The organism is Mycolicibacterium bacteremicum (assembly GCF_002086115.1).
Taxonomy (GTDB): Bacteria; Actinomycetota; Actinomycetes; order Mycobacteriales; family Mycobacteriaceae; genus Mycobacterium; species Mycobacterium bacteremicum.
The window spans coordinates 34,609-50,420 of record NZ_MVHJ01000035.1; the positions used below are offsets into that span (position 1 = coordinate 34,609).

17 protein-coding genes are annotated in these 15,812 nt (G+C 68.4%); 6 read left to right on the forward strand and 11 right to left on the reverse strand.

The genetic code is table 11. The annotated features are described in order from the left end of the window. The first annotated feature begins 12 nt into the window (after positions 1–12). Positions 13–1,824 carry a cytochrome c biogenesis protein DipZ gene (locus tag BST17_RS25440; protein ID WP_083061690.1) on the forward strand — a complete coding sequence of 604 codons (1,812 nt, stop codon included), beginning with the start codon at positions 13–15 and terminating at the stop codon, positions 1,822–1,824. A gap of 1 nt (position 1,825) precedes the next feature. On the opposite strand, the gene BST17_RS25445 is transcribed toward BST17_RS25440, so the two are convergent. Next, the gene (locus tag BST17_RS25445; RefSeq protein ID WP_083061691.1) at positions 1,826–2,671 is read right to left on the reverse strand and encodes a TIGR03619 family F420-dependent LLM class oxidoreductase; all 846 of its coding nucleotides are present in this window, start codon (positions 2,669–2,671) and stop codon (positions 1,826–1,828) included. Between the two features lies 1 nt (position 2,672). Then, entirely contained in the window at positions 2,673–4,151 is a 1,479-nt protein-coding gene (locus BST17_RS25450; protein WP_083061692.1) for an amino acid permease, read from the reverse strand. Positions 4,152–4,262: 111 nt separating this feature from the next. Here BST17_RS25450 and BST17_RS25455 point away from each other — a divergent pair, with 111 nt between their 5' ends. Continuing rightward, the gene (locus BST17_RS25455; RefSeq protein ID WP_083061693.1) at positions 4,263–4,517 is read left to right on the forward strand and encodes a DUF2631 domain-containing protein; all 255 of its coding nucleotides are present in this window, start codon (positions 4,263–4,265) and stop codon (positions 4,515–4,517) included. A gap of 61 nt (positions 4,518–4,578) precedes the next feature. Here BST17_RS25455 and BST17_RS25460 read toward each other — a convergent pair whose 3' ends face one another. Continuing rightward, the gene (locus BST17_RS25460; protein ID WP_234807823.1) at positions 4,579–5,157 is read right to left on the reverse strand and encodes a hypothetical protein; all 579 of its coding nucleotides are present in this window, start codon (positions 5,155–5,157) and stop codon (positions 4,579–4,581) included. Between the two features lie 82 nt (positions 5,158–5,239). On the opposite strand from BST17_RS25460, the gene BST17_RS25465 reads away from it, so the two are divergent. Together BST17_RS25465 and BST17_RS25470 are read left to right on the forward strand one after the other, a co-directional pair. After that, positions 5,240–5,935 carry a DUF427 domain-containing protein gene (locus BST17_RS25465; RefSeq protein ID WP_083061694.1) on the forward strand — a complete coding sequence of 232 codons (696 nt, stop codon included), beginning with the start codon at positions 5,240–5,242 and terminating at the stop codon, positions 5,933–5,935. A 26-nt stretch (positions 5,936–5,961) separates the two neighbouring features. Further along, complete coding sequence (locus BST17_RS25470; RefSeq protein WP_083061695.1) at positions 5,962–6,438, forward strand: polyketide cyclase; 477 nt, start codon at positions 5,962–5,964, stop codon at positions 6,436–6,438. On the opposite strand, the gene BST17_RS25475 is transcribed toward BST17_RS25470, so the two are convergent. From BST17_RS25475 to BST17_RS25505, 7 genes are read right to left on the reverse strand one after another with little or no spacing between them, the layout of a single operon-like run. Then, entirely contained in the window at positions 6,431–7,321 is an 891-nt protein-coding gene (locus tag BST17_RS25475) for an alpha/beta hydrolase (protein WP_083061696.1), read from the reverse strand. The two genes, BST17_RS25470 and BST17_RS25475, sit on opposite strands and share 8 nt — an antisense overlap. Continuing rightward, positions 7,318–8,778: a flavin-containing monooxygenase gene (locus tag BST17_RS25480; RefSeq protein WP_083061697.1), complete on the reverse strand. Its 1,461-nt coding sequence runs from the start codon at positions 8,776–8,778 to the stop codon at positions 7,318–7,320. Before BST17_RS25480 ends, BST17_RS25475 begins: the two co-directional genes overlap by 4 nt. A 4-nt stretch (positions 8,779–8,782) precedes the next feature. After that, positions 8,783–9,502, reverse strand: a complete 720-nt coding sequence (locus tag BST17_RS25485; protein WP_083061698.1) for an SDR family NAD(P)-dependent oxidoreductase — start codon at positions 9,500–9,502, stop codon at positions 8,783–8,785. Further along, complete coding sequence (locus BST17_RS25490; RefSeq protein ID WP_083061699.1) at positions 9,499–10,245, reverse strand: HpcH/HpaI aldolase family protein; 747 nt, start codon at positions 10,243–10,245, stop codon at positions 9,499–9,501. Before BST17_RS25490 ends, BST17_RS25485 begins: the two co-directional genes overlap by 4 nt. After that, positions 10,242–11,210 carry a zinc-binding dehydrogenase gene (locus BST17_RS25495; RefSeq protein ID WP_083061707.1) on the reverse strand — a complete coding sequence of 323 codons (969 nt, stop codon included), beginning with the start codon at positions 11,208–11,210 and terminating at the stop codon, positions 10,242–10,244. The genes BST17_RS25490 and BST17_RS25495 overlap by 4 nt, the downstream gene beginning before the upstream one ends. Continuing rightward, on the reverse strand, positions 11,210–12,448 hold the full coding sequence (locus tag BST17_RS25500) for a cytochrome P450 (RefSeq protein WP_083061700.1): 1,239 nt from the start codon (positions 12,446–12,448) through the stop codon (positions 11,210–11,212). Before BST17_RS25500 ends, BST17_RS25495 begins: the two co-directional genes overlap by 1 nt. Beyond that, positions 12,445–13,149, reverse strand: coding sequence for an NIPSNAP family protein (locus tag BST17_RS25505; protein WP_083061701.1), 705 nt, complete (start codon positions 13,147–13,149; stop codon positions 12,445–12,447). Before BST17_RS25505 ends, BST17_RS25500 begins: the two co-directional genes overlap by 4 nt. Positions 13,150–13,216: 67 nt before the next feature. Here BST17_RS25505 and BST17_RS25510 point away from each other — a divergent pair, with 67 nt between their 5' ends. Continuing rightward, positions 13,217–14,020, forward strand: coding sequence for an SMP-30/gluconolactonase/LRE family protein (locus tag BST17_RS25510; protein WP_083061708.1), 804 nt, complete (start codon positions 13,217–13,219; stop codon positions 14,018–14,020). A gap of 9 nt (positions 14,021–14,029) precedes the next feature. Further along, entirely contained in the window at positions 14,030–14,857 is an 828-nt protein-coding gene (locus tag BST17_RS25515; protein ID WP_083061702.1) for a thioesterase family protein, read from the forward strand. A gap of 200 nt (positions 14,858–15,057) precedes the next feature. On the opposite strand, the gene BST17_RS25520 is transcribed toward BST17_RS25515, so the two are convergent. After that, a partial coding sequence (locus tag BST17_RS25520; RefSeq protein WP_133053596.1) for an HNH endonuclease signature motif containing protein occupies positions 15,058–15,812 on the reverse strand: 755 nt, incomplete at its 5' end.

The following is a 15,812-nucleotide window of genomic DNA, read 5'->3' on the forward strand; positions in this document are numbered from 1 at the left end:
CGAATGACTCATATGGCCACACTCATCGTTATCGGCTTCCTCGGTGGCCTGATCACCGGTATCTCGCCGTGCATCCTGCCGGTGCTGCCGGTGATCTTCTTCTCCGGCACCACCGGCGGCTCCGGCAGCGGCGGTGACCCTGCCGGCTCGGCCGGCTCCGGTGGAACTGCCGGCTCGGCCGGCTCCGGTGGAACTGCCGGCTCGGCCGGCTCCGGTGGTGTGGCCACCCAGGCTCCCGCCCGGCCGGCCCTGTCCTCGCGGCTGCGGCCCTACCTGGTGATCGCCGGCCTGGTGCTGAGCTTCAGCCTGGTCACACTGGTCGGTTCGGCACTGCTGTCGCTGCTGCACCTGCCCCAGGACACCATTCGCTGGGTGGCCCTGGTGGCCCTGGTGGCAATCGGCCTCGGGCTGATCTTCCCGCAGTTCGAGGCATGGTTGGAAAAGCCGTTCTCGAAACTTCCGCAGAAGCAGTTCGGTTCCGGCAACAGTGGTTTCGGCCTCGGGTTGACCCTGGGAGTGCTCTACGTGCCGTGTGCCGGTCCGGTGCTGGCCGCGATCGTGGTCGCCGGCGCCACCGGCAGCATCGGTGCCGACACCGTCGCCCTGACGCTGTCCTTCGCCATCGGCGCCGCGCTGCCCCTGCTGTTCTTCGCCCTGGCCGGCCGCCGCGTCGCCGAGCGGGTCGCGGCCTTCCGGCGGCGGCAGCGCACAATCCGCGTCATCGCCGGGGTGGTCACCATCGGCCTGGCCGTCGCGCTGGTGTTCAATCTGCCCGCGGTGCTGCAACGCGCCATCCCCGACTACACCGGCGCCCTGCAGGAGCAGGTGGGCGGCGAGGAGCAGCTGCGCGAACAGCTCAACCTCGGCGGCCTGGTCAACGAGCAGAATGCCGAGCTGTCCAACTGCACCAACGGTGCACCCGAGCTGGAGAGTTGCGGTACCGCACCGGATCTCAAGGGCATCACGGCATGGCTCAACACCCCGGACAACGCACCGATCGATCTGAAATCGTTGCGCGGCAAGGTGGTTCTGATCGACTTCTGGGCCTACTCCTGCATCAACTGCCAGCGCTCCATACCGCACCTGGTCGATTGGTATGCGGCCTACCGGGATCGCGGCCTGGAGGTCATCGGGGTGCACACCCCCGAATACGCCTTCGAGAAGGAGGAGGCCAATGTCGTCAGCGGCGCCGCCGATCTCGGCATCACCTATCCGGTGGCGATGGACAACAACTTCTCCACCTGGACCAACTACCGCAACCGCTACTGGCCTGCCCACTACCTGATCGACAAGCAGGGCGTCGTACGCCATATCAAGTTCGGCGAGGGTGACTACGCCACCACCGAGAAGCTGATCCGCCAGCTTCTCTCCGACGGTGACGACAGCGCCCTGCCGGCGGCCACCGAACGCTCCGATGACACCCCGACCGCGCCCACCACACCGGAGACCTACTTCAGCGTCGGCAAGGTGGTCAACTACGGCGGCACCGGCGTGTATGACGAGGGCACCCACACCTTCGACTTCCCGGCCCAACTGGCCGCGGACCACTTCGCCCTACGCGGGCCGTGGGCACTGGATTACCAGGGCATCACCGCGCAGTCCGGCGATGCCGCGATCCGGCTGAACTACCGCGCGCGCAACGTCTATCTGGTCGTCGGCGGCAACGGCACCGTGCGGGTCACCCGCGACGGCGTCACCCGCGAGCTCGCCGTCAGCGGCCCACCGAACATGCGCCAGATCGTCGCCGACGACACCGAGGGCTCCGGCACCCTGGAGGTCACCCTGGACAAGGGGCTTCAGGCGTATTCGTTCACCTACGGCTGAGTCACCGGAACCGGCTGATCACCTTGTCCGCGAACCGCATCGTCGCATCGCGGCGGTCCTGCGCCATGGCCCACGGGGCGACCATCACCGCAGTGATGCCGGCCTCCTCGGCGCGCTGGTACAGCTCGACCGAGGGCGGATCCAGCAGTGCTACAAGCACTTCGAAAGGCTGCTCGGCGCGGCCGTATTCGCGGCGCAGGTCCGACAGCCGATCGACATGGCGCACCGCCTCGTCCAACACATAGGCGGTCCCGACCCAGCCATCGCACAACCGGGCGGCCCGGCGCAGCGCGGCCTCGGATTCGCCGCCGCACAGGATCGGTACCGGACCGGGCGGGTGGGGTTCGAGCATCATCTCGGGCACCCGGTAATGCTCACCGGCCCAGGACACCCAGCCGCCTCGCCACAGTGCACGCAGGGCTGGGATCATCTCGTCGAGGCGCTTGCCGCGGGTACCGAAATCCTGGCCCATCAACTCGAATTCCTCGCGCATCCAGCCGACGCCGACACCGAGGGACACCCGGCCTCCGGAGACCTCGGCGGCCGTCGCGACCACCTTGGCGACCTCGACCAGCGGCCGTGACGGCGCCACGTAGACGGCGTTGGAAAAGCGCAGCGTCCTCGTCAGGGCGGCCATCGCGCCGATCATCACCCAGGAGTCGGGCCACGCCGTCTCCGGCGCCCAGCCGGGGGTACCGCTCTCGGACGGATACCGCGAGGTCAGCGTCCGCGGATAGATCATGTGATCGGCGCAGATCACGCCGTCGAAGCCGGCCTCGTCGAGTATCTGGGCGAGCTGCAGCGCCTCGGCGGCCGACATGAACGGCGTACCGCTCCAGAACTGCACGTCAGATCTTTCCGTTGAGCGCCTGTCGTTTGCCCAGGAGCGAATGCCGACGGCCGTAGAGGAGATAGATAAGAACACCGAGGGCCATCCAGACGATGAACCTGATCCAGGTCAACGCCGTCAGGTTCAGCATCAGCCACAGGCAGGCGACGATCGAGGCGATCGGCAGCAGCGGCACCCACGGAACCCGGAACCCGCGTTCGAGATCCGGGCGGCTGCGCCGCAGCACGATGACGCCGGCGGAGACGAGCACGAACGCGAACAGGGTGCCGACGTTGACCATCTCTTCGAGTCGGTTGACCGGGAACAGCGAGGCGGCCAGTGCGACCAGGACGGCGACCACCACGGTGATGCGGACCGGCGTGCCACGGGTCCCGGTGCGGGCCAGCGACCGCGGCAGCAGCGCATCCCGCGACATCGCGAACAGCACCCGGGAGAGCCCCAGCATCAGCACCATCACCACGGTGGTCAGCCCGGCCAGCGCGCCGACCGAGATGACCTTGGCGGCCCAGCCCACGCCGTTGAGTTCGAAGGCGGTGGCCAGGTTGGGATGTCCCGCGCCGGCCTCCTTCATGTCCAGATACGACGCCATCCCGGAGAGCACGACCGCGACCGCGACGTAGAGCACCGTGACGATCGCCAACGACGCCAGGATCCCCTTGGCGACGTCGCGCTGCGGATTCTTGGTCTCCTCCGCCGTGGTGGCCACCACGTCGAACCCGATGAACGCGAAGAAGACGATCGAGGCCCCGGCCAGCAGGCCGTAGATGCCGTAGTGGCTGCCCGCGGCCCCGGTCAGCAGCGAGAACAGGGACTGGTTGACCCCCGACCCGCTGGCCTCGCCGGATTCGGCCGGCGGGACGAAGGGGGTGTAGTTGGCGACCTTGATGTAGAAGGCGCCGACGATGACGACCAGCAGCACCACCGACACCTTGATGGCGGTGATGACGAGACTGAAGTGCGAGGACAGCTTGGTGCCCAGCGCCAGCAGCACCGCGACGGTGCCGACGATCAGCAGGGCACCCCAGTCGAAGTCCAGCGGGCCCAGTCCGACCACGCCGCCGGAGAATCCGAACACCGTGCCCAGATAGCTCGACCAGCCCTTGGCCACCACCGCGGCGCCGACGGCGAACTCCAGGATCAGATCCCAGCCGATGATCCAGGCGACGAACTCACCGAAGGTGGCATAGGAGAATGTGTAGGCGCTGCCGGCGACCGGGACCGTGGAGGCGAACTCGGCGTAGCAGAGCGCGGCCAACCCGCAGGTGACGGCGGCCAGGATGAACGACACCGAGATCGCGGGCCCGGTGATGTTGGCCGCGGTCGAGGCGGTAACCGTGAAGATTCCCGCGCCGACGACGACCGATACGCCGAACACGGTCAGGTCCCACCATGTCAGGTCCTTGCGCAGCCGGGTGCCCGGTTCATCAGTGTCGGCGATGGACTGCTCTACAGATTTCCTGCGCAAACGTTCGGTCACGCTGGCAACGTACCCACTACCCGGCGTTTCCCACGCCCCATCGGGCGGAATCGGAGCCGTGTGCCAGAATGGGCGCAGTCATTCGGGTTCCACCGGACGTGAGGAGAAGGCGTGTCCAGCACCGAGGTCGAACGTCACAACGGCGTCGATACCGAAGATGTGCCCTCGGCGGCCTGGGGCTGGTCGACGGAGAACCCGCGGGTGCTGCACATCATCGGCATCTTCAGCGCCATCTTCCTGGTGGTCATGACGCACGGCAACCATGTCGGTCATGTCGAGGACGTGTTCCTGATCTTCTTCGCGGTGCTTATCCTCGGCATCGTGGTGCGCGACTGGATCGCCCGCAGCCGCGGTTGGTACCGCTAGCCCGATCGCTGTACGCGACGCCCCGGAACCCACGGTTTCCGGGGCGTTTTCGTGTCGGCGCTCAGCGCACGGCGACCAGATCTGGCCCGTCGGTCGGATACCAGAGTGCACAACTGCGGAACTGCTCGGTGGTCTCGACCCGCCCCGGCAGCCCGGCGGCCGCCAGCGCGTGCGCCTTGAACGCGCGCGCGGCCGGGCTGAGGCGGAACTGGACCGGGGCGGCGCCGGCTCCCGCCGCGTTGCCCTCGCCCCACATCGTCACCTCGGCCACGCCCTGTCTCAGCGCGCGCGTGACGTGGGTGCGCAGGTCGGCGTCGATCCCGAAGGCCCGGGCCGAGACCGCGAGGGCGGCCGGGTCGGTGGGTAGTTCCCGTGCGGCGCGTCCCGCCTCGACGGCGCGCACGCCGAGGATGTCCAGCGGTCGCGCATCGCTGCCGCCGGGGATGACGACGTCGACCTTCCAACCGGCGCGTACCCGGTCATACAGCCAACCGCCGGCACCCCGGACCACGTCGGCAACATCGGCCGCCACCACGATCAGGTCATAGCTGAGCAGTGCGGTGGCCGAGCTGCGGACGCCCACACCGCGCTGATAACCGAAGACGGTGCGCTCGTCGGGATGCGTCGAACGGGCTTTCACGCTGGCTGTCTCCTTCGGGCACCGATGTCGGCAGGGCTGATTCAGCGTGACATTTATTCGCCAATCTGTAAAGCTCTTCGCCATGACGCTGTACGCCGGTCGCGGTCCGTTCAGCCGGGATCCCGCGGGCGAGTTCTTCCCCGCCATCCCGGCAGAGGTGGTCTTCATCGAACCGCATCCCCGCCGGGTGCAGGCGATCCGGCACGGGGACACCGTGATCGACACCGAGGCCGCGCTGCTGGTGCACCGCCGTGATCATCCGCTCAGCTACGCCTTCCCGGTCGGCGAGGTCCGCGGACTGCCAACCGAGCCCGTCCCCGAGCGGCCCGGGTACGTCCGGGTGCCGTGGGACGCGGTCGACGCCTGGGTCGAGGAGGGCCGCCGGCTGGTGCACTACCCGCCCAATCCGTACCACCGGGTGGACTGTCTGCCGTCCGGGCGCGGCCTGCGGGTCAGCATCGCGGGCACCGTGCTGGTCGACACCACCGATACGGTCGTCGTGTACGAGACCGCGCTGGCCCCACGGTTGTACGTCGATCCGGCCCTGGTGCGCACCGACCTGCTGGCGCCCAGCCCGACCACCAGCTACTGCAACTACAAGGGCCACGCCCGGTACTGGTCGGCGACTGTCGACGGTCGGGTGATCCCGGATGTCGCGTGGAGCTACCCGGAGACCCTCCCGGAATCGGCGGCCATCACCGGGTTTCTCAGCTTCGACGAGACCCTGGTCGACATGATCGCCGAGCTGCCCGCGGGCCACGCCGGCTGCGGTTGCTGAGACACACTGCCAGGAAGGGCATTTCGTTGGGAATCGTCACCACCAGCTCGGAGACCGCATTCCGCCTGCCTGCCGCGGCGATCTACGACTTCGTCACCAATCCGGTCAACTGGGCGAAGACGTATCCGGGCGGACCACGCATCACCGGGGTGTCCGACACCCTGCCGCTGCGGGTCGGCGACACCTGGCAGGAGGCCCACCCCACCGAGGACCGGGTGTTCACCTGGCAGCTGGCCATCGCCACCCGACCGCGGATGTGGGTGTTCAGTTCGGTCGGCCGGCTCGGTACCGACTACGCCGGGGTCGGCGGCTTCGAGGGCCGGATGACCATCGAATACCACTTCAGCTCACCGGATCCCGAGGTCACGCTGTTCACCCGGACCATGACCATCGAGGCCTACCGCGATGCCCCGATGAGCGACGGGTTCTTCCGGATCGTCAACCCGGCCCATATCGACGCCTATCACGCCGCGGTCGCCCGCGAACTCGACGCGCTCAGCTGAAGGCCCGCCGCAGCGCCGCCCCCTGCAACTCGAACAGCCGCCCACTCACGTCCCAGTCCGGGACCATCGAGTCGAAGCCGTGACAGGTTCCCGGCACGACGTACAGTTCGGTGGCCACCCCGGCCCACATCAGCCGTAGCGCATAGTCGACGGCCTCGTCGCGCAGCGGATCGAGTTCAGAGCAGCTGATGAAGGTCGGTGCCAGTCCGCTCAGGTCGGCGACTCGGGCCGGTACCGCCCCGGGCACGGGCCGCTCCCCCGCCAGGTAGTGCCGCCACATCAATTCCGTTGCCGGACCGTCGAATCCCGGGGTGCGGTCGAACTCCTGCTTCGATGGTGTCAGCCCGATGTCCAGGACGGGCTGATGCAGCAACGTGAACACGACGGCCGGGGCCGCACCGGCGGCGCTGCGCTGCGCCAGTCCGGCGGCCAGCGCACCGCCGGCACTGTTGCCGGCGAGCGCCAACCGATCGGTGCCGGTGTGCGCGGCGGCCCAGCGCAGCACGGTGAGCACATCGTCGAGGCCGGCCGGGTATGGGTGCTCCGGGGCCAGCCGGTAGTCGACCGAGATGACCGTCGCCTCGGCGCGGCGGGCCAGTTCGACGCACTGGCGATGGTCGGTGTCCAGGTTGCCCAGCACGAACGCGCCGCCGTGGCAGTACACCACCGTCCCGGCCGTGCCGCCGGCATAGGTACGCACCGGGATGTTCTCGGCCACCACGCCGTCGGTGATGTCGACACCGGCGCAGTCCACCGCATCCCGACCGTCGCGGCGGCGCTGGTCGAGTCCGTCCCGGACGGCGGGCAACAGCTCGGCGGACAGATCGGTGCGGGCACCGAGCAGGTGCCGCAATGCCGGGTCGAGGCGGTCATGGATGGTCATCGGCGCCCGAAGGTGTACGGGCCGGGGCGGAATCGGCGGGTCATCTGCCAGAACGCCCGGGCGCTGCGCGGCCACTGGGTGACCACCCGGCCGTTGGCGGCGCGGAAGTAGCTGTTGCACCGCGTGAGCCACACCGTGCCCTGCATCCAGCCGTCGATGCGGGACAGGTACTCGCGCATGGCATCCGGACGCACGGACAGATAGGTCTGGCGGTGCCGCCGCAGATGGCGCAGCGCTCGCACGATGTAGTGCGCCTGGGCCTCGAGGACGAAGATCACGCTGTTGGAGCCGACATTGGTGTTCGGGCCGTACAACATGAAGAAGTTCGGGAATCCGGGCACCGCCATGCCGAGGTAGGCGTAGGCGCCGTCGCGCCAGGTATCGCGCAGGGTCCGGCCGGACTCGCCGGTGACCTCGATCTGACCGAGGTAGTCGGCCGCGGCGTACCCGGTGGCACAGACCACCACGTCGACATCGAGTTCGCGCCCGTCGGCGGTCACCAGCGCGGTATCGGTGAGCCCGCGGGCCGGGCTGTCGACGACCTCGACGTTGGGACGGGTCAGGGTCGGCACGAAATCCGAGGAGAACACCAACCGCTTACAGCCCAGCGGGTGGTCGGGGGTGAGCTTGGCCCGCAGATCCTCGTCCTCGACCGCGGACTGCAGCATGCCCAGCGCAACCGCCTTGAACTGCTGGGTCTTGTCGCTACCGTCCTCGATCACGGCGATGTTCGATTCGCTACGCAACCAGAGCCGGGTGCGGTAGATCTTCTTGGCCAGCGGCACGTGGGCGAACACCCAACGTTCCCGCTCGGTGTAGGGCCGGTCGGGTTTGGGCAGGATCCAGGTCGGGGTGCGCTGTACCGAGTACACCTTCTCGGCGATCCTGGCCAGCTCCGGAACCACCTGCGAGGCAGTCGATCCGGTGCCGAGCACGGCGATCCGGGCTCCGTGCAGTGCCACGCTGTGATCCCACTGCGCGGTGTGCATGACGGTGCCGGCGAACCGGTCGCGGCCGGCCAGCACCGGCATCAGCGGTTGGGTGAACAGGCCGATTGCCGAGACCACGATGTCGAAGGTGTGCTGCGCGCCGGTGGCCGTGGTCAGCGTCCAGTTGTGCGCGCCCGCGTTCCAGCGTGCGGCGGTGATCTCGGTGTTCAGCCGCAGGTGGGGTTCGAGGCGGTGCCGGCGAGCCGACTCCTCGAAGTACGCCAGGATCTCCCGCTGGGGAGACCACAACCGCGACCAGTGCGGGTTGAGGTCGAAGGAGAACGAGTACAGGTGTGATTTCACATCACAGGCCAGCCCGGGATAGGTGTTGATGCGCCAGGTCCCGCCGACACCGTCCTCCCGGTCGAAGATGGTGAAATCGCGGAACCCGGCCTTGCGCAGGAAGATACCCAGCGCCAGACCGCCGGGCCCGGCCCCGATGATCCCCACCGACAACGTCTTGCTCATGCGGTCATCCGATCTTGAGAATCTGGCCGCCGTCGACCACCAGCTCCGACCCGGTGATGAACGAGGCGTTCGGCGAGACCAGGAACGCGACGGCGTCGGCGACCTCGACCGGGGTGCCCAGCCTGCCCGATTCCCCGAGCCGGGCCTGCGTGCGTTCGTCGAGCATGGGGGTCGCGATGGGACCCGGGAAGACCGCATTGACCCGGATCCCGTCGGGGAGCAACTCGACGGCGACGGACTGGGTGAGACCGCGCAGCGCCCACTTCGAGGAACCATAGGCGGCGTGGTTCGGGAACGGCCGGATGGCGCTGGTGCTGCAGGTGTTCACGATCGCGGCCGCATCCGCGGCGCGTAGCTGCGGCAGCGCGGCCCGGATGCCCAGGAACGGGCCCAGGCAGTTGACCCGCCAACTGTTCTCGAAGCCTGCGACGGTCTCGGCGCCGACGGCGGCGCGGTGCAGCACACCGGCGTTGTTCACCAGGGTGCTCAGCCCACCGAAGTGGGCGACGGTGGCGGCGACGGCCGCCGACCACTGTTGCTCGGAGGTGACGTCGAGTTCGACCGCGAGCACATCATCGCCGTATTCGGCTGTGCCGGTGCGCAGATCACTGTCGGGCAGGTCGCAGGCTGCGACCCGGTAGCCGTCGGCGCACAGCCGCGCGACGATGGCCGCACCCTGTCCGCGTGCCGCGCCGGTCACCAGCGCCACCGGTCGCGCGGTCACCGGCCGGCCGCCTCGTCGAGGTGGGCGACGGCACCTCGGCGTAGGGCCTGCGATTCCGAGGCCAGGGTGATCATCCGGAACCCGATCTGCGCCACGTCTTTTCCGATGCTTCCCGTGCCGGCGTGGATGCCGGTCACCAGGCCGGCGCCGGTGGCCACCGCGTGGATCTCGGCCATCGCCGTGCGCACATCAGGGTGGGTGAACGCGTCGGTAACCCGATGACCCATCGAGATCGCGAGGTCGGCCGGCCCGACATAGATCCCGGTCAGTCCGGGCACGGCGCAGATCTCGTCCATGGCGTCCACTGCGCGCGCGGTCTCGATCATCACGTAGACGCTCGCCGCGGCCTCCAGCGCGGCGATGTCGCGGCCGAGCGTGGTCCGCAATGGCCCGAAGCTGCGCACCCCGGCCGGGGCGTAGCGGGTGGCGGCAACAGCCGATGCGGCTTGCTCGGCCGTTTCCACCATGGCGATGACGACCGCGTCGGCCCCGGCGTCGAGCACCCGGCCGATGGGCGCGGGATCGGCCGACGGCAGCCGGACCACGGTGCCGATGGGCACATGCTCCAGGCGGCGCAGCAGCAGTGCCACCTCGGCATCGCCGAGATAGCCGTGCTGAACGTCGAATCCGACGTAGTCGTAGCCGGCGGCAGCGAACTCCTCGGGGCCGATGATGGTGGGCCCGACCACCCAGCCACCCCAGATCCGGTCCTTGTCGGCCAGGACATCCTGCAGTCTGGTCATGCGCCGATCGCAATCTTGACGCGGGTGGGATCGGGACGGCAGGCCAGCTCGAAGGCCGCCTGCGCATCGTCGATGGCGAAGGTGTGGGTCAGGTAGGTGTTCGGCAGTTCCGGATGGCGGCGCACGAAGTCACCTGCGGCCGCCAGCATCCGGCGCCGCTGCCCGGTAACGCCGGATTTCAGGGTCAGGTTGTTGCGCAGCATGGTCCGGATGCTGATCGGGTAGATGTCATCATCGGCGACGCCGAAATAGAACACCGTGCCCCCGAATGCCGCGGCGTCGATGGCGTGGCCGAGGGTGGCGACCTGATGGCCGACGGCCTCGATGACGATGTCGAACTTCTCGTCCGCCGGCAGATGCCCGATCCACCGGTCGCTGGTGGCGCGCACCGCCTCGTCGACGCCGAACAGCGGCCCCAGGGTGGCGCGGTCGACGGGGTCGATGCCCGTCACATGCGCGGCGCCGGCAGCCTTGGCCACATGGCTGAACAACAGGCCGATGGAGCCCTGACCGATCACCGCGACCCGCTTGCCGGTCAGGTCGCCGAGTTGCTCGACGGTGTACAGGACGCAGGCCAGCGGTTGCAGACCGACCGCCCGGTCCGGCGTCAGATCGTCGGCGTAGCGGGCCAATCCGTCGCCGTCGGCGACCACCTGGGCCTGCAGCCCGTCGAAGCCGGAGGCCCAGCCGACCACCCGGTCCCCCACCGTGTGCGCCGGGTGCGCGCTGGCGGCCACCTCGCCGACGATCTCGTGGATGGGAAACCCCGGCATGCCGGCGGCCTGGCGGCCGGTGTCACCGGGCAGGCGCCCTTGGGTGCCACGGAATCCCGGTACGTCACTACCGCAGATGCCGGCGGCCAGGAAGTGCAGCAGTACCTGGCCGTCGCTCAGCGCCGCCGGATCGGGTGGTTCGCGGTCGATCCGTTCGAAGGTGTACGGCGCGCTCAGTCGGTAGCCCCACATCAGCGGACCTGCACCTGCACCGGGACGCTGTTCCAGCCCCACTGGAAACTCGACGGTGGCCGGGAGGCGCGTTCAGCCACGATGCGGTAGTCAGCGACGCGTTTGAACCACTCCTGGATCATGATGGTGACCTCCAGTCGCGCGACGTGCACACCCAGACAGAAATGCTGGCCGTGGCCGAAGGACAGCAGACGGTCGATGGGGCGATTCCAGATGAAGCGGTCCGGGTCGGGATACTCGCGCTCGTCACGGGCGGCCGAGGCCAGCAGGGTGATGATCCGCTGGCCGGGTGCGATGGTGGTGCCGCGAATCGTGTACGGCCGCCGTACCGTTCGCGCGAACCACTGCGCCGGTGCGGTGTAGCGCAGGATCTCCTCACACGCTACCGGCACGTGGTTGTCCAGATCGGAGCGCACGGTGTCGAGCTGGTCGGGGTGTTCGCACAGCTGCCACAACCCGGCGGCGGTGACCTTGGGGACTGTCTCGGTGCCACCGATGAAGACGCCGAGCATCTGGATGGCGGCCTCCATGTCGGTGAATCCCGAACCGTCCGGAAGCTCGAAGTTGATCAGACCGTCCGCGATCGGGCAGCTGCCGTCGGCCCCGGCGGCACGGCGGCGTTCGATGATCGGTGTCAGGTAGCTCAGGTAGCCGGGCCGGGCGTTGGCCACCTCCACTCCCTCACCCGGTTGTGCGAGGCTGCCCGCGTTCACCGAGGCCAGCACCTCGGGTGCGAGTTCGACCGGCAGACCGACGAATTCGCAGACCATGGCGGCCGCCACGTGGCCGCCGTAGTCCTGGGTGAGGTCGAAGGTGCCCAGCGGCAGCAGCTCGTCGAGTCGCTCGTTGGCCAGAGTCCGGATCCGGTCGGCGAGCTTGGCGGCCGAGCGCGGCCGGAACTGTGCCGAGGTGCAACGCCGCACGTTCTCATACAGCGGTGAGTCGAAGTTGGCGTGGAACGGCATCGGATGCAGGGGCGGGTCGTCGACCGGGCCGGCGTTGTGGCGCTCGAGCACGGTGGCGGCCGGCAGGGTGCCCTCGGAGGCGACGAAGGTGCCGTCGGCCACCCCCAGCACCTCCCAGATGTCGTCGAACCGTGACAGTGCGTAGGTGTCCCAGGCGGGCAGGTAATAGACGGGATGTTCGTCGCGCAACACCCGGTAGTACGGCAGCGGGTCAGCCATCACTTCTGGCGCGAACGGATCGTAGGAGAACGACTGCGGCACGGCGGTTCTCATTGCAGTGGCGAGGGCGGCAGTGCGGCCAGGATCGAATCCTCCCAGCCGTCGCGCAGGGCGGGCGCAACGCTCATCCAGGTGACGATCTCGGCCGGCGGGCTGTCCTTCCAGGACGGGTAGTGGTTCTCGAAGCAGTCCCAGCCACCATCGAGCGCCCAGTAGTGGATCACCTCGTTGAAGCGGAAGGTGGTGGTGAACGATCCCAGCCAGCGCTTGCCGGTGCTCTCCGACCAGGGCACGTAGAGCCGCTCCAGTTCGCGGATGTAGTCGTCCTGGCGGCCCGGTTTGGTCTGCATGATCTCCTGGATCACCAGCTCGGCCCTGACGTCCTGGGCCTGGAGTTCGGCCAGCGTGCGGTTCTGCGGTGCGGCGTACATGATGCGACCCTCGCCGTGCGCCCCGATCGCAGCGAGGAAGCTCGCCCAGTCCATGGCCGGGCCGGCGTGACTGCCACCGCGGGCCTGCGCCTTGCCGATCCGGGCGTAGTCGGCGAAACCGTCGATCTCCCAGATGATGGTCACCTGCGGCCAATTGCCGTTGTAAGGCGTGGTTTCCCAGATCGAGAACAGTCGGGCGCCGAGTTCTGTCATCATCGGCTGGTAGACGCCGGTGAACCGCTCGGTGAACTCATCGCTGCCGCCGCTGCCCAGTGCGATCGTCTCGTGGAGGTACAGCAGGGTGTGGCGGTGATATTTACGCACTCAGCGAGCGTGACATTTTGGACTTGTTTTGTAAAGGTACGGCGTCCATATGGGTTATCGTGGCGCCATGACAGTCCAGCCGTTGGCCAACGGGTTCTGCTTCGGCGAGGGCGCCCGGTGGTTCGAGGGCCTGGTGTGGTTCTCCGACATGCTCGGAGCGGCAGTCCACACCGTGACGTTGCACGGCGAGATGTCGACCCTGCGCCTGGATGGTCATGCGCCGTCGGGGTTGGGCTTCCGGCCCGACGGCACGCTGCTGATCGTGTCCACCGAGCGCCATCAGATATTGGCCTACGATGGTGAAACCGTCTGCACGCTGGCTGATCTCACCGATCTCGCGCCCGCACCCCTGGGCGACATGACCGTCGACGGTCGCGGCCGCGCCTATGTCGGATCGCAGGCGCGAGACGGCGGCGTCATCATCCGCCTCGACCCGGACGGCACGGCGTGCGTGGTCGCCGCGGATCTCAGCTTTCCCAATGGCATGGTGATCACTCCCGATGGCACCTTCGTCGTCGCCGAGTCGACGGCCCGCCGGCTGACCGCTTTCGACATCGACGACGACGGTGGCCTGCAGAACCGGCGGATCTTCGCCGACGGCCTGTCCGGTCCACCCGACGGCCTGGCGGTGGACGCCGAGGGCGGTGTGTGGACCGCGATGACGCTGGCGCACGGTTTCGAACGGATCACCGGCGCGGGCGTCACCGATCGGATCGACATGGCCGGTCGCACCGCCATCGCCTGCGCACTCGGCGGCCTCGAGGACCGCACCCTGTTCCTGTTGTCGTCCACCGACGCCTACCCGGAACGGCTGGCCCGCACCCGGCTGTCCACCCTGGACGCCGTGATGGTCGACGTTCCCGCCCCCTGAAAGCGACTCATGTCCGACAGTTATTACGAACATGTCGATCCCGACGACCCGACCGGCGAGAAGTTCATCGCCACCGATCTGGTACGCAGCACCTGGTCGGCCGCCATCCAGCATGGCGCCCCGCCGTCGGCACTGCTGGTGCGCGCACTGGAACGCCACGAGCAACGCGCAGACACCAGGCTCAGCCGGGTGCTGATCGACCTGCTCGGTCCGGTGCCCGCCGAAGGCGACCTGTGGGTGCGCGCCGCGCGTGAACGGTCCGGCACACAGATCGAGTTGATTTCCGCCGAACTGCTGGCCCCCGGCCCCGATGGCGCGCCCCGCCCCGTCGCCCGGGCCAGCGGCTGGCGACTGCAACAGCAGGACACCGGCGACGTCGTGCACGCGCCCACACCCCCGCTACGTCCCCTCGCCGAGGCCCGCAGCCGCGATATGGCCAAGGACTGGGATCCCAACTATGTGCACAGCGTCGATTGGCGCTGGCTGACAACACCGTTGGCCGCGGGACCGGGTGAATCATGGATCCGCCCGATGGTCGATCTGGTCCGGGGTGAGCCGCTGACTCCGCTGCAGCGACTGTTCACCGTGGCCGACGACGCCAACGGAATCGGCACGAAACTCGACATCCGGGCGTGGACGTTCCTGAACACCGATCTGGTGGTGCACATCCACCGCGTTCCCGACGGGGACTGGATAGGTGTGCGGGCCGAGACCAACTACGGGCCCGACGGGATCGGCACGACCCTGGGCACGCTGTTCGACCAGCACGGAGCGGTCGGCGCGATCCAACAGTCGGTGCTGGTGCGCCGCCGGCCACCGCGCGTCCCGAGTCGCTGATCCCGTCGGATAGTCGGGCTGTCCGGCAGGATAATCCGCGTACAGCAACTCGGGACGCTCGACGCCCCTTGTTTCACTGTGTAGTTGTCAAGGTGCTGCGTTGAGATCTGCGTGAATGTTCTTATCGCCGTTGCTGTGTCGCGGCCATGGCTGACCCGAACTCACAGCAACCACTACCGGCCCCGGACCGGCCCGGCTGACTATGCGGCGGCCGGTAGGTCGGTCATGAAGCGGCGAGCGTGCGAGCGCAGATGCTGCGGTTCGGGCTCGCCTGGCTTGTGCGGTGGGATGAACCAGGGGTAGCGGTCGCGGCCGAGGTACACCGTCCACCCGCCATGGTGGATCAGGGAGTGGTGCAGCCGGCACAACAACACACCGTTGTCCAGACTCGTTGTCCCGCCGTGGCTCCAGGGTTGGATGTGGTGGGCGTCGCACCAGGACACCGGCCGCCCGCACCCTGGGTGCGCACAGCCGCCGTCACGCACGCCTAGTGCTTTGCGGATCGCGGGCGTGAACAGTCGCTCGGCGCGCCCGACGTCCAGTGGCACCCCGGTGTAGTCGACGATCACATTGGTCAATGTCGAGTCGCAGGCGATCAGGTCGGCGGTCGCGGCGCTGACCGGGCCACCGAACCCGAGCCGGTCCACCGCCTCTTCGCCGCCCACACCACGCCGGTCCACCGCCTCATCACCACCCACCACCGCCGGGGATGGCCGGATTAACGTGACGTGCGGTAGCACCCCACCGGACATCGGTCGCGTCGACTGCGACAGATAGGTGCGCAGGATCTGCGCGACCGCATCACCACGACGTTTGTCGATCGGCCGCGGGTCCGGTGACCCATCCGGGAGCGGGACCGGCCGGCATAACGGATCCAACGCCGCACACAGTCCTTCCCCGGTTCCCACGTCGAGGTTGAGAGTGGCCTCATACCGGCCTTCCTCGCCCAAAACCA

Coding starts and splice junctions, on each gene's coding strand:
- BST17_RS25440 (WP_083061690.1), top strand. CDS start 13: ATGGCCACACTCATCGTTATCGGCTTCCTCGGTGGCCTGATCACCGGT.
- BST17_RS25465 (WP_083061694.1), top strand. CDS start 5,240: ATGACGCTGTACGCCGGTCGCGGTCCGTTCAGCCGGGATCCCGCGGGC.
- BST17_RS25475 (WP_083061696.1), bottom strand. CDS start 7,321: ATGACCATCCATGACCGCCTCGACCCGGCATTGCGGCACCTGCTCGGT.
- BST17_RS25480 (WP_083061697.1), bottom strand. CDS start 8,778: ATGAGCAAGACGTTGTCGGTGGGGATCATCGGGGCCGGGCCCGGCGGT.
- BST17_RS25490 (WP_083061699.1), bottom strand. CDS start 10,245: ATGACCAGACTGCAGGATGTCCTGGCCGACAAGGACCGGATCTGGGGT.
- BST17_RS25495 (WP_083061707.1), bottom strand. CDS start 11,210: ATGTGGGGCTACCGACTGAGCGCGCCGTACACCTTCGAACGGATCGAC.
- BST17_RS25500 (WP_083061700.1), bottom strand. CDS start 12,448: ATGAGAACCGCCGTGCCGCAGTCGTTCTCCTACGATCCGTTCGCGCCA.
- BST17_RS25510 (WP_083061708.1), top strand. CDS start 13,217: ATGACAGTCCAGCCGTTGGCCAACGGGTTCTGCTTCGGCGAGGGCGCC.
- BST17_RS25515 (WP_083061702.1), top strand. CDS start 14,030: ATGTCCGACAGTTATTACGAACATGTCGATCCCGACGACCCGACCGGC.